Source organism: Pseudarthrobacter sp. 05T312 (assembly GCF_056396685.1).
In genome coordinates this window covers 73,119-85,585 of sequence record NZ_JBFTLY010000008.1, presented here as the reverse complement: position 1 = coordinate 85,585, position 12,467 = coordinate 73,119, and the positions used below count along the sequence as shown (strand labels likewise).

11 protein-coding genes are annotated in these 12,467 nt (G+C 67.1%); 6 read left to right on the top strand and 5 right to left on the bottom strand.

The genetic code is table 11. From position 1 onward, the window contains the following. The first annotated feature begins 144 nt into the window (after window positions 1-144). Window positions 145-1,353 carry an MFS transporter gene (locus tag AC1DIP_RS12580; RefSeq protein ID WP_477733937.1) on the top strand — a complete coding sequence of 403 codons (1,209 nt, stop codon included), beginning with the start codon at window positions 145-147 and terminating at the stop codon, window positions 1,351-1,353. Here AC1DIP_RS12580 and AC1DIP_RS12575 read toward each other — a convergent pair. Genes AC1DIP_RS12575 through AC1DIP_RS12565 form a run of 3 tightly spaced genes read right to left on the bottom strand, consistent with a single transcriptional unit; the run spans window position 1,350 to window position 4,058 of the window. Then, complete coding sequence (locus tag AC1DIP_RS12575) at window positions 1,350-2,366, bottom strand: LacI family DNA-binding transcriptional regulator (protein ID WP_477733936.1); 1,017 nt, start codon at window positions 2,364-2,366, stop codon at window positions 1,350-1,352. The two genes, AC1DIP_RS12580 and AC1DIP_RS12575, sit on opposite strands and share 4 nt — an antisense overlap. A gap of 41 nt (window positions 2,367-2,407) precedes the next feature. Further along, window positions 2,408-3,301 carry a 5-deoxy-glucuronate isomerase gene (iolB, locus tag AC1DIP_RS12570; RefSeq protein WP_477733935.1) on the bottom strand — a complete coding sequence of 298 codons (894 nt, stop codon included), beginning with the start codon at window positions 3,299-3,301 and terminating at the stop codon, window positions 2,408-2,410. A gap of 16 nt (window positions 3,302-3,317) precedes the next feature. Continuing rightward, window positions 3,318-4,058, bottom strand: coding sequence for a GntR family transcriptional regulator (locus AC1DIP_RS12565; RefSeq protein WP_477733934.1), 741 nt, complete (start codon window positions 4,056-4,058; stop codon window positions 3,318-3,320). A 291-nt stretch (window positions 4,059-4,349) separates the two neighbouring features. Here AC1DIP_RS12565 and AC1DIP_RS12560 point away from each other — a divergent pair, with 291 nt between their 5' ends. Together AC1DIP_RS12560 and AC1DIP_RS12555 are read left to right on the top strand one after the other, a co-directional pair. Next, window positions 4,350-5,747: a sugar porter family MFS transporter gene (locus AC1DIP_RS12560; protein ID WP_477733933.1), complete on the top strand. Its 1,398-nt coding sequence runs from the start codon at window positions 4,350-4,352 to the stop codon at window positions 5,745-5,747. A gap of 159 nt (window positions 5,748-5,906) precedes the next feature. Then, a complete protein-coding gene (locus AC1DIP_RS12555; protein ID WP_477733932.1) occupies window positions 5,907-7,043 on the top strand; it encodes an LOG family protein in 1,137 nt (378 codons plus the stop codon). A 39-nt stretch (window positions 7,044-7,082) separates the two neighbouring features. On the opposite strand, the gene AC1DIP_RS12550 is transcribed toward AC1DIP_RS12555, so the two are convergent. Next, a complete protein-coding gene (locus AC1DIP_RS12550) occupies window positions 7,083-8,222 on the bottom strand; it encodes a VIT1/CCC1 transporter family protein (protein ID WP_477733931.1) in 1,140 nt (379 codons plus the stop codon). Window positions 8,223-8,488: 266 nt separating this feature from the next. Between AC1DIP_RS12550 and AC1DIP_RS12545 the strand changes: the two genes are divergently transcribed. Continuing rightward, window positions 8,489-8,713: a hypothetical protein gene (locus AC1DIP_RS12545; protein WP_476209504.1), complete on the top strand. Its 225-nt coding sequence runs from the start codon at window positions 8,489-8,491 to the stop codon at window positions 8,711-8,713. Between the two features lie 75 nt (window positions 8,714-8,788). On the opposite strand, the gene AC1DIP_RS12540 is transcribed toward AC1DIP_RS12545, so the two are convergent. After that, entirely contained in the window at window positions 8,789-10,315 is a 1,527-nt protein-coding gene (locus tag AC1DIP_RS12540) for a sodium:solute symporter family protein (protein WP_477733930.1), read from the bottom strand. Between the two features lie 259 nt (window positions 10,316-10,574). Here AC1DIP_RS12540 and AC1DIP_RS12535 point away from each other — a divergent pair, with 259 nt between their 5' ends. Together AC1DIP_RS12535 and speB are read left to right on the top strand one after the other, a co-directional pair. Beyond that, window positions 10,575-11,150 (top strand): helix-turn-helix domain-containing protein, encoded by a 576-nt coding sequence (locus tag AC1DIP_RS12535; protein ID WP_477733929.1) that lies wholly within the window; start codon window positions 10,575-10,577, stop codon window positions 11,148-11,150. Between the two features lie 248 nt (window positions 11,151-11,398). Further along, window positions 11,399-12,463: an agmatinase gene (gene speB / locus AC1DIP_RS12530; protein WP_477733984.1), complete on the top strand. Its 1,065-nt coding sequence runs from the start codon at window positions 11,399-11,401 to the stop codon at window positions 12,461-12,463. Window positions 12,464-12,467: the final 4 nt, after the last annotated feature.

The window sequence follows — 12,467 nt, the reverse complement described above, 5'->3', positions numbered from 1 at the left end:
CGTAGGACGCCATCCATTGCTCCGGTCATAGATAGTTGCTTGCGCGGCATATCTGCATGTGCAACAATAAATACCGCGTCTGCAACTATCTTAGGCGCCTTCCCGCCTCGGGAACAACCACGAACAGCTCAAAGGAGCATCCTCATGCCTGTTGGCCTGATAGCACTCGCCCTGGGCGGGTTTGGCATTGGACTCACGGAATTCGTGATCGCCGGCCTCCTTCCGCAGGTAGCCGCGGACTTTGCAGTCAGTGAAGCGTCCGCGGGCTGGTTCATCTCCGGCTACGCACTCTCCGTGGTGGTGGGAGCGCTGGGCCTGACCGCGGCCGTGACCCGCTTCCCGCGCAAACCCGTGCTGGCTGCATTGCTGGTCCTGTTCATTGCCGGCAACCTGCTCTCCGCCACCGCTGACGGTTACTGGGCCATGATGCTGGGGCGCATCATCGCAGCCCTTTCGCATGGCGCCTTCTTCGGAATCGGAGCCGTAGTGGCGGCCGGCATGGTTCCGGCCAGCAAGAAGGCAGGGGCCATCGCGCTCACGTTCACGGGCCTGACGGCGGCCAATGTCCTGGGCGTACCGTTCGGAACCCTGCTGGGCCAGACCGCCGGGTGGCGTGCCACCTTCTGGGCCATCACCGTTATTGGCGTAGCCGCGCTCGCCGGCATCCTTGCACTCGTCCCCGCATCGGCCGGCGAAACGGACGAGGCAGGCAGCCTCCGTTCCGAACTCCGAGCCTTCCGCTCCGGGCAGGTATGGCTGTCCATCGTGGTGACCATCCTGGGCTTCGGCGGCATGTTCGGTGCGTTTACCTACATCGCCTACACCCTCACGGAGGTATCAGGATTCGCGGCCTCCACGGTGCCGTGGCTGCTGATCGTCTTCGGCGTGGGCCTCTTCGCGGGCAACACCCTGGGCGGTAAGGCCGCCGACCGCAACGTGGACCGGACGCTGCTCGTGGTGCTCGCCGCGCTGACCGTGGTCATGGTGGCCTTTGCCCTGACGGCGGCCAATCCCGTCCTGACGGTCATCTCGCTGGTCCTGATGGGCGGCTTCGGGTTTGCCACCGTACCGGGCCTGCAGATGCGGGTCATGAAGTACGCCTCCGGTGCTCCCACCCTCGCCTCCGGCGCCAATATCGGTGCCTTCAATGTGGGCAACGCCCTGGGCGCCTGGCTGGGCGGCGTCACCATCACCGCCGGGTTCGGCTACACCTCGCCCATCTGGGCCGGCGCCCTCATCACCCTTGCGGGCGTTGCCGTCATGGCGTTCGCCGCGGCAGGTGCCAGGCGGAGCGAACAGCGCGGCAGTGGCCGCGGCACGGTCCAGGCCGCGGAGGAGCTGGTCAGCCGCTAGGCGGAGGGGTCGGACGAGCGGCGCACCATCAGGGCGGGTTCAAGCTTCCGGGTCACGGCTGGTCCGGCCGTCCCGGCAACCCGCTCCAGCATGGCCTGCGCCGCCAGTCGGCCGAGCTGCCCGGCGTGCTGGTCGATGGACGTCAGGCCAATCAGTGGTGAGGCGCCCACTTCGATGTTGTCGCAGCCAACGATCGCCATGTCGCCCGGGACGGACAGTCCCCGGGACGCCAGGGCCTCCATGATGCCAATGGCGGTGAGGTCGTTGTGCGCAAAGACTGCCGTGGGAGGCGTGGCGCCCGAGTCGAGGAACTGCTCCATCACGGCCCGGCCGCCGCGTTCGGTCATGTCGCTGTGGACCAGTTGCGGCTCCAGTCCGAACTGTTGCATGGCGTGCAGGTAGCCCTCCCGCCGTTCCGTGTAGGGGAGCCAGTCGGAGATGTCCACGTGCGCAATCCGCCGGTGCCCGAGGTGGTACAGGTGCTCCACGGCGAGCGATCCGGAACGGAAGTCGTCGGTCAGGACGGAATCCACGCCGTCGGCCTCCAGCTCCCGGGTGATGACGACAGCGGGCGTCCCGCGCAGGGCCCCGGCCAGCTCCTCCGAGCTGCCGGTGTAGCCGGCCAGCAGCACGCCGTCCACGCGAAGGTCCACGAAGGAACGGACGGCCTCCAGTTCCGTTCCGGGATCGGCGGAGCCGACGGCGACCATCACCTGGTTGCCGCTGCCAGCCAGCCCGTCGGTGATGCCGTCATAGATATCGGCGAAGACGGAGTTGTGCAGGTCAAGGAACAGGACGCCCAGGGTGTTGGTGCGGTGGCTCGCCAGGCGGCTGGCCAGCCTGTTGGGGGAGTAGCCCAGGGCAGCGGCGCTTTCCAGTACCGCCGTCCGCTTTGCGGGCGAAACCTTGGGGGAATCGCGCATCACCAGCGACACCAGGGCGCGGCTCACGCCGGCCTCGCGCGCCACGTCCTCCATGGTCACCGACCGCGGCGAAGGAGAGTTCTGTTTCACAGAACTCCACTATGCCAGTCCATGGCGGCCTGCCCGGGCGGCTACGCGCCGAACGGCAGCCGGGGGTCGATGTTCTGGCTCTCCCACGTCTGCCGGACCCAGCCGTGGTGCGGGTCGTCGCTGATCAGCCACTCCCGCACCGGCCCGGGGCCGGCCATGACGTTGAGGTAGTAAAGGTCGTAGCCGGGTGCGGCCATGGCCGGGCCGTGCCAGCCGTAGGGGACCAGGACAACATCCCCGGTCCGTACTTCGGCGGAAACGTCGATGGGGCGCTCGTCGGAGGCGTAGACGCGCTGGTAGCCGATGGCATCGGCGTCGGCAGGTGCGCCGGATCCGGCTCCCACCTGGGTTTCGAAGTAGTAGATCTCCTCGAGGGAGGTTTCGCCGTCCTTTTCCTCGTCATGCTTGTGCGGCGGGTAGGAGGACCAGTTGCCGGCCGGGGTGAGGACCTCGCAGACGATGAAGCGGTCGGCTTCCAGTGCGGCGGGGGTGCCGAAGTTGTGGACCTGGCGCGAGCAGTTGCCCGCCCCGCGCAGTTCCACCGGGGTTTCCGCCGCGGACACCAGGCGGGTGGGGTGGGACGCCTGGGCCGGCGCGGTGGCAACCGCCACCCTGCCGCCGTCGGCCGAGCTGATGCTGACGGCGCGGCCGGTGCCGGAGTACAGCACATCAGTCGGGCCGGCGAACACCGACCGGCGCCCCGCCAACGGGTAGTCCGTGCCGTCCACGGTCACCATGAAGGACCCGCTGAGCGGCACCACGATCCGTTCCTCGTCCGCGGCGGGAAGTTCGACGGCGGCGCCCGCCGGCAGGGTGGCCACCTTCAGTCCGGTGTGCGCCCAGCCGTCCACGGCAAGGGAGGAATCGGAAGTTCCGATCGACACATCCCAGGCACCGTCGGTGGCGGTGCCCAGGGGATAGACCCAATTGGTCATGGAGTTGGCTCCTTGATTAGCGCTGTACGAGTGTCATTTCAAAGCTGTAGGAATCCGCACGGTACACGTGGTGGCCGGTTTCAACCCGGCGGCCGGTATCGTCCACGGCGGTGCGTTCCATCGTGACCAGTGCCGAGCCGGCCGGGGTATCCAGCATGGAAGCCTGGTAGTCATTGGCGGTCATGGCACCGATGCGCTGGGTGGCCAGCCGGAAGTTCACGCCGCCGCGGCGAAGGATCGAATAGAGGCCTTCAGCCCTGAGCATGGCCTCATCCATCTCCGCGATGTCATCACGCACCCAGTTCTCCATGAGGGCCAGGGGCTTGCCGCCCACCCTCCGCAGCCGGGTGAAGTGGTACACCTTCGAGCCCGCGGGAAGCTGCAGCGTGCTGATCGTGGCGTCGTCCGCCTCCAGGTGCGAGAAGCTCAACACCTCGGTGGTGGGCTTCTTGCCGTTGTTGGTCAGGTCGTCGTAGAGGCTGGAAAGCTCCAACGGCCGGCGGACCTGGCTGGACACCACCTGGGTTCCTACGCCCCGCTTGCGGACCAGCAGGCCGGACCGGACCAGTTCATCCATGGCCTTGCGCATGGTGGGCCGGGAAAGGTTGAGCTGGGCGGCAAGGTCGATCTCGTTGTCCAGCCTGCTGCCGGGCTCCAGCACCCCGCTGTAAATCGCCGCCTCAATGCCCTGGACCACCTGGTGGTACAGGGGCACGGGGGAGGAGCGGTCGATGTTGAGTCCCAGGTTGTTCGCCACGGTGCGTTCCCTTGTCTTCGGTGTCTGCGTCAGCGGACACTTTGCCGCTATATGTTCGCTTGATAGGACATACTTTCCTTCTCGATCGTAGCAGGCAGGTCAGGGGGGTCAAGAGGGGTGTCAGTAAGCAGGGGCGAAGGGGAGTGAAATTAAATTGTGCTGACATTAAGACTTTCGCTTGACGGGCAACATTAGAGCGCTCTAATGTTAGTGGCACGCATCACATTCCTGACCGGCCTTCCGGTCCCCGAGAGAATTTGAGAGGCAACAATGCTGTTGCAGAAACAAACCATGGGCGCCACCGGCAGCAAGCGCCGCGGATACCTCGCCCGGCTCACCGTCATCTCCACCCTGGGCGGCCTGCTCTTTGGGTACGACACCGGCGTGATCTCCGGCGCCCTGCTGTACATGAACGACTCCCTCAACATGAGCGCCGTCGAGGAAGCAACCGTGGTGAGCGCCCTGCTGTTCCCCGGTGCCGCCGTCGGCGCCCTCACCGGCGGCCGCATGGCTGACAAGCTGGGCCGCCGCGGCTCGCTGCTGGTCTGCGCACTGCTCTTCCTGCTCGGTGCCATGGGCTGCGCCCTTGCGCCCACCGTGACCTTCATGATTGCCGCCCGCATCGTGCTGGGCCTCGGGGTGGGCGCCGCCGCCGTAACCTGCCCGCTGTACCTGGCGGAGATGGCTCCCGCCCATCTTCGTGGGCGGATGGTCACCATCAACGAACTCATGATCGTCACCGGCCAGATGCTCGCCTTCGCCATCAACGCCCTTCTCGACGCCCTGATCCACGACAACGAGGTCTGGCGCAGCATGCTGGGCATCGCGTCCATCCCTGCACTCGCACTGCTCGCCGGTATGCTGTTGCTTCCAGAATCCCCGCGCTGGTACGCCATCCGCGGCCGCCTGGAGGACAGCCACCGCGTCCTGAACCTGAGCCGAAGCCCGGAAGAGGCAGCGGCCGAATTCGAAGAGATCGCCTTGGCGGCACGCACCGCCAAGAAAGAACGCGGCCACGCCCTCCGCGACCTTCGCAACAACCCCTGGATGCGCCGGCTGCTCTGGATCGGCATTGGCCTGGCCACCGTCCAGCAGGCAACGGGCATCAACACCGTGAACTACTACGCCCCCACCATCCTGGAAAAGAGCGGGCTTGGCGTCAGTGCCTCGCTCGTGGCTACCATCGGCGTCGGCGTTACCTCAGTGCTCATGACCATCCTGGGCATCTGGCTGCTCGGCTTTGTTGGCCGCCGCCGGATGCTGGTCATCGGATTCTCCGGAGTTGTCGGTTCCCAGGCCCTGCTTGCCATCGTCTTCCTCCTCCCGCAGTCCGACCTTGCCAGCTACACCATCCTGGCCGCGATGATGCTGTTCGTTGCCTTCGTGCAGTGCTTCATCGGCACCTGCGTCTGGCTCCTGTTGTCCGAAATGTTCCCGCTGGCCATCCGCGGCTTCGCCATGGGCATCGCGGTCTTCGCGCTGTGGACCGTGAACGCGGCCATCTCCTTCCTGTTCCCGATCGTGGTCAATGCCCTGGGATCCACGGGTACCTTCGGCCTGTTCGTCCTGGTTAACCTGGTGTCCCTGGCGTTCGTCATCAAGTTCGTGCCGGAGACCAAGGGCCACTCGCTCGAGGACCTCGAAGCGCACTTCCGCGACGGCGAAGTTCCGGCACGGGTCTCCGCTTAGCGAGGCCTCACCACGGCACCGCACGCCAGCAGCAGCGGGGGTCGGACCCAGTCCTTCCGGGATCAACCGGACAGGCGCGGTCCGGCCCCCGTTCGTGCGTGTGGTGGCCTAGGCTGGCCCCATGATCCGGACTGCGCCGACCTGCACCGCGGGGAAACCATGAATTTCGCCGGAAGCCTTGGTCCCCGCCCCCGCAACCTCGAAGTCCAGGACCTGGCCAGCTTCGACAGCCTGGTGGCCGGCGGTGCCGTCAACCTGCACGGCTGGCACGCCCAGTCCCTTGACCTGCGGGGCCGGTCGGCGGCACTCAGGAACGTCAGCGTCGAGGGCGCAATGTTCCTGGGCTGCATCTTCGATGACGGCATGGAAGCCACCCTCCGCAGCCGCGGCGCCCTGATCTTCCCGCGCCTGGAGGGTGTCCCCTTCGACCCCTACCGCGCGTCGCTGTATTCCCCGGCCGAACTGTACGCCGGCCTGGAAAGCTCGCCCTACGAGGAGCTGCCGGATGCCCGGATCTACCACTGGAGCATCCAGCCCGGCCAGCGCCACCGGGTGGATTCAACGCTGGCCTCGGCCCTCCATGACCACGCAATCGGCGACGCGCTGGATGAGCTGATCCGGTCCGGCGCGTGGCCCCGCCGCTCGATCGTGGGCGTGATGGGCGGCCACGCAGCGCCCCGCGGCAGCCGGGAATTTGCTAACGCGGCACGGCTGGGCAGGCTCCTGGCCCTCGACGGCCACTCCGTGGCCACCGGGGGCGGGCCCGGGGCCATGGAGGCAGCAAATCTCGGGGCGTACCTCAGCCAGGCGTCCGACGGCGACGTGCAGGCAGCGCTTGCCGCCCTCGCCGCTGTTCCCGGCTTCCGTCCCTCGGTGTCGGCGTGGGCACGTGCGGCGGCAGGCGTCGTCGGACGCCATCCTGACGGGACGCCGTCGCTGGGGATCCCCACTTGGTTCTACGGACACGAACCGCCCAATTTCTTCGCCACGCACATCGCCAAGTACTTCGCCAACGCCATCCGTGAGGCCATCCTGCTGGAACTGTGCCACGGCGGAATCGTCTTCCTGCCGGGAGCGGCCGGCACCGTCCAGGAGATCTTCCAGGACGCCTGCGAAAACTACTACGGAGCCCGCGAGAAGGTGACCCCCATGGTGCTGGTGGGCCGCCGGCACTGGGAGCAGGAGTACCCGGCCTGGCCCATGCTCAGGAGCCTCGCCGCGGGCCGTGCCATGGCGGACTACATCCACCTCGTGGACACGGTGGAGGAAGCAGTGGAGGTCCTCCGGCAGCGCTGAACGCTGCCGGAGGACCTCCGCGAACTATCCTGCCTGGTGCTAGCCGACGGCCGTGCCGAAGAGCAGGCCCAGCAGGTAGGTGATGGCTGCCGCGCCCAGGCCAATGGCCAGCTGCCGCAGGCCGCGGGTCAGCGGGGAAGTGCCGGACAGCAGGCCGACGGCGGCACCGGTCGCCAGCAGTGCGACGCCCACCAGGGCGCCGGCCACCACGAGGGCAGCCACGCCGGTCAGTCCGAACAGGAACGGCAGGATGGGAACGATGGCGCCGGAGGCAAAGAAGCAGAAGCTGGACAGCGCCGCACCCCAGGCCGTGCCCACTGCCTCGTGCTGGTCCTCTTCCTCGTGCAGGTCAGGCTGCAGGGACAGGCTCGGATCGCAGTCGCAGGGCAGCAGGCCCATGCGCTCGGCCACCCGGTGTTCGGCCGCTTCCCGGGACATCCCGCGGGCCAGGTACACCAAGAGCAGTTCGTTGTGTTCGAGGTCGAGCTGTGGCGCAGCCGCCAGCGTGACCTGCGTCGGGCGGGTGGCGGCCAGCAGCTCGCGCTGGGAGCGGACGGAAATGAATTCGCCCGCGCCCATGGACATGGCGCCCGCCAGGAGCCCGGCGATGCCGCTGAGCAGCACCACGCTGGAGGCCACACCGGAGGCAGCCATGCCCATCACCAGGGAGAGGTTGCTGACCAGGCCATCGTTCGCGCCGAACACTGCGGCGCGGAAGGTGCCGGCCAGGCGGTTACGGCCGCGGGTGGCCAGGCCCCGCACTACTTCCTCATGGATCTGTTCATCGGCGGCCATCGCAGCGGTGGCGTTCGGGTCCTTGGCGTAGGGGGAGCGGCCCTCGGCGCGCTGGGCCAGGGCCAGGACAAACACGGAGCCGAAATGCCGGGCCAGGAAGCCGAGGAACCGGCTGCGGGCCGAGGCCCTCTTCGGCTTGCCGGCGTGCTCGCCCAGCAGTGCGAGCCAGTGGGCTTCGTGCCGGCCTTCGGCTTCGGCCAGGGCCAGGAGGATGGACCGTTCCTCACCTTCGCGGTTCTGGGCCAGGTCACGGTAGACGGCGGCTTCCGCACGCTCGTCGGCCAGGTACTGGCGCCACCGCTTGATGTTCGACGGCGAGGGTTGGCCAACGCCGCCGGCTTCCGGGGGCGTTGCGTGGGAATGGGACCGGGCGTGCTGCGACACTGAAACTCCTGGGCTGGAAAGGGCATGAACTCGCGCCTTTGCCCTGCCAGCCTACTGCGGATTTCCGCGGTTTTTTGGCTGGCAAACCTCGCTCGAAAGTTTCGGTAGACCTTAAAACAGCCGGTGTCCGCGCCGGGGTTACGGGCTCTTCTCCGGGTCCGCTGCGGCTATTGACCCGTCCGCCCGGCCGGTGCTCTGATGAAGGTGTGGCGCAGGCTGCGCCCTACCTGAAAGAGCACGTCAGGCGAACACACGGAGGTTGAATCATGAGCACCACCGGACAGCACCCGGACATGCCGCACCTGGACGCCGTCGAAGCGGACCCCGCCTACGATTACGCCGAGGATGCACCGGTAGACGACGCGGACTGGGACGCCGAGGACGAGTTCATCGACCAGGAAGAACCGGTGGTCCAGCCGGCCCCGGTAGTCATCGACGCCGAGGACCGTGAGGTCCCGCTGGATGACGACGGGCGCGACACGGGGGAGTAGGACTGACGACGGCGGCACCCCCTTTCGCTGCAGGGCGAAAGGAGGTGCCGCCGTCGTGCGTTCAATCCCTGCGGGTCAGCGGCCAGCCAGGACTTCCTCGGGCGTCCCTTCCTGCTCCTGGCCTGCGACGCGGCGATGCCAGGCGCGCATGACCGCGGGATCGGTGGGGCGCGTAAGCAGCGAGGCGGCGACGTATACCGCGGCGGAAGCCAGCAGGCCGTAGTGGATCGGTTCGTTGGCGTAGATGCCGTCCAGCGGGACCTCGGCATTGATCTCAAGGATGATCATGGTGCCAAGGGTGACGACGGAGCCGACGGCCATCGAGGCAGCGGCGGCGACGCCGGTTCCCCGCTTCCACACCAGGCCGCCGAGGATCGCGACCAGCAGCCCGCCCACCAGGATGTCGTAGGCAATGGTCAGCGCCGCAACAACGTCCTTGGTGACGATGGCGATGACGATCGCCACAACCCCCAGGCCAAGGACCCACACGCGGTTGGCCTTGACGTCGTGCTCGGGGTTGTCGGAGTCGTCGGTGTTGATGGTCTTGCCAAACCAGCCGGCGACGAAGGGCACGACGTCGGCGCGGGCCACCGTAGCGGCCGCGATCAGGGCGCCGGAAGCGGTGGACATCATGGCGGCGACGGCGGCGGCGAGCACCAGGCCGCCGATTCCGATGGGCAACAGGTTGGTGGCAACCTCCGCGTAGACCACGTCCTTGCCCAGGGCCTTCACGTCGATGGCGGGCAGGGCGACGCGGGCTCCCAGGCCGATCATCGCGCCGGCGGCACCGTAGAGGATGCAGTAGAGGCCGGCTGTTGAACCGCCCCACCTGGCCACCTTGGGTGTTTTGGCGGTGAACACGCGCTGCCAGATGTCCTGGCCGATCAGCAGGCCCAGGGTGTAGACCACGAAGTAGGTGATGATCGTCTGGATGCCGATGCCGTCGATCTGGAAGAAGCTGGCATCAACCCGGCTGCGGATCCCGTCGAGACCGCCGGCGGCATTCAGCGTGAAGGGCAGCATCAGGAAGAAGATGCCCACCGTTTTGATGACGAATTGGGCCTGGTCCGCCAGGGTGATGGACCACATGCCGCCGATCGTGGAGTACACCAGCACGATGGCGCCGCCCACCGCGATGGCCAGTGCCCGGTCCCAGCCGAAGAGGACGACGAAGATGGTGGCGTACGCCCCGGTGGAGGTGGCGCAGAGCATCAGGGTGTAGGCGAGCATGACGATGCCGGACGCCTCGGTGGCCCTGCTGCCGTAACGGAGGGTGAGCATCTGGGACACCGTGTAGATCTTCAGCTTCTGGATGGTCCCGGCAAAGAGAAGGCTCAGCAGCAGCACGCCCGCGCCGATGGCCACCACAAGCCACATTCCCGAGATGCCGAACTTGTAGCCCAGCCCCACGCCGCCCACCGTGGACGCTCCGCCCAGGACGACGGCGGCCATGGTGCCGGTGTAAAGGAACGGGCCCAGGCGGCGGCCGGCCACCAGGAAGTCGCTGTTGTTCCTGGTGCGGGACTTGCCCCACCAGCCGAAAGCCAGCATTGCGAGGAGGTACACCACCACGATGGCGATGTTGATGGCACTTGCATCCATGATTGGCTCCTTGGAGCTGTCGGGGCCGGGTGTGAGGACCCGGGGCGGGACGCCGGGAACCGCCGCGGAAGAATACGGTGAGGACCTGTAATTGCCCCATAGGCAACAGGAGTTTCCAAAGACTAGGGTGTGATGTGGCTGACAGTCAAGGAATTGCCGGAAGGAACCCGGGGCGTGTGGCGTCTGCGCGTCACAAAAGCGCCGCCCATTAGGATGGCTCGAGAGTGGAGCCGGACTGCCGGCCATGAAAGGTTCGTAGATGAAGGCACTGCCAGTTGAGCCGAGCAATGTCCCCGTTGCCATCGGCTCCAGGATCCGGGCCGCCAGGCAGTCCCAGCGGCTCACCATCGAGCAGGTTGCAGATGCCACCGGGTTGACCAAAGGTTTCCTCAGCCGGGTGGAGCGGGACCTGACCTCACCGTCCGTCGCTTCGCTGGTGACGCTGTGCCAGGTGCTCTCCGTCTCCATCGGCGACCTGTTCGTGGCACCCGAAACCCACCTCACCAAGCGCAATGACGGTCCGCGGATCTCGCTCGGCGGCCAGGGCATCGTGGAGCGGCTCCTGACGGCCCGTTCGGAGCGCCGGGTCCAGATCATCCAGGCCGTGATCGAGCCGCATGGCCGCGGGGAGTCCGAGCTGTACGCGGTGGATTGCGACGTGGACGTCCTGCATGTCATCAAGGGGTCCATCAAGCTGATCCTCACCAACGAGGAATACGACCTCGATACAGGCGACACCGTGACCTTCCCGGGCCGCGAACCCCACACCTGGGTCAATCCGACGGACAAGCCGGTCGAGGTGCTCTGGGTCCTGGTGCCCGCCGCGAGCCGGTAGCGCCTGCGCCTTGCTTTCCCGCCGGCTTCGGTTTCGCGTCACGTGGAGCATTCTTTTGCCGGTTGTCTGCCAGGCTTCCCTCGAGAACACTGGCTCCCTGCCGTTTCCGGCTGCCTAAAACGTGCCCGGCGTGACGCGGTGTACCGGGCCGGGGAGGATCGACTGGTAAACAACCGATGCCCATTGGAAAACTACGGTGTATGATGGCAGTCACAGAAGTCCCCAACTCCTCGAAGGAGAGGCCTCCATTGGAAGAGCTGCGCATTGAAGCCAACGGCAACCTTGGCCCCATCGATTCATCCCGGATCCCCCGCTATGCCGGAGCTGCCACCTATGCCCGCCTTCCGCGGCTGGACCAGGTGGCCAAGGCTGATGTGACAGTGGTGGGAGTGCCTTTCGACTCGGGGGTCTCCTACCGCCCCGGCGCCCGCTTCGGCGCGAACCACGTCCGCGAGGCCAGCCGCCTGCTGCGCCCCTACAACCCCGCCTGGGACGTCAGCCCGTTCGAGAACATCCAGGTGGCCGATGCCGGGGACATGGCGGTGAACCCGTTCAACATCAACGAAGCCATTGAGGCCATCCAGCAGAACGCACTGGACCTCACGGCGGCCGGGAGCAAGCTGCTGACCCTGGGTGGCGACCACACCATCGCCCTGCCGCTGCTGCGCGCCGCCGCCGAACGCGCCGGCGGACCCATCGCCATGCTGCACTTCGACGCCCACCTGGACACCTGGGACACCTACTTCGGCGCCGAATACACCCACGGCACGCCCTTCCGCCGCGCAGTGGAGGAAGGCATCCTGGACACCGAGGCCATCAGCCATATCGGGACCCGCGGCCCGCTGTACGGGAAGAAGGACCTCGACGACGACCATCGCTTTGGGTTCGGCATCGTCACCTCCGCGGACGTCTACTACCAGGGCGTGCTGGAAACCGTGGCCAAGGTCCGGGACCGGATCGGCAACCGCCCGCTGTACATTTCCGTGGACATCGACGTCCTGGACCCGGCCCACGCCCCCGGCACCGGCACCCCCGAGGCCGGTGGCATCACCAGCCGCGAACTCCTGGAGATCATCCGGGGCTTCCGCGGCATGAACCTGGTGGGCGCCGACGTCGTCGAAGTCGCGCCCGCCTATGACCACGCTGAGATCACAGGTGTGGCCGCGAGCCACGTCGCGTATGAACTGGTGACCCTCATGGCGGACAATGCAGTGCCGGGCAGCAGGTTCGGAGCGGAGACCGGGTACCAGGCCCAGGCGCTCGGCCAGGAAGCCCGCCGGCCCGCGGGCTTCGCGGCCGCCGCCAAGGAATAGCGCC

Excerpts from the sequence above, each read along its gene's own strand:
- AC1DIP_RS12580 (WP_477733937.1), top strand. The coding sequence starts at position 145 with ATGCCTGTTGGCCTGATAGCACTCGCCCTGGGCGGGTTTGGCATTGGA.
- iolB (WP_477733935.1), bottom strand. The coding sequence starts at position 3,301 with ATGACCAATTGGGTCTATCCCCTGGGCACCGCCACCGACGGTGCCTGG.
- AC1DIP_RS12560 (WP_477733933.1), top strand. The coding sequence starts at position 4,350 with ATGGGCGCCACCGGCAGCAAGCGCCGCGGATACCTCGCCCGGCTCACC.
- AC1DIP_RS12555 (WP_477733932.1), top strand. The coding sequence starts at position 5,907 with ATGAATTTCGCCGGAAGCCTTGGTCCCCGCCCCCGCAACCTCGAAGTC.
- AC1DIP_RS12545 (WP_476209504.1), top strand. The coding sequence starts at position 8,489 with ATGAGCACCACCGGACAGCACCCGGACATGCCGCACCTGGACGCCGTC.
- AC1DIP_RS12540 (WP_477733930.1), bottom strand. The coding sequence starts at position 10,315 with ATGGATGCAAGTGCCATCAACATCGCCATCGTGGTGGTGTACCTCCTC.
- AC1DIP_RS12535 (WP_477733929.1), top strand. The coding sequence starts at position 10,575 with ATGAAGGCACTGCCAGTTGAGCCGAGCAATGTCCCCGTTGCCATCGGC.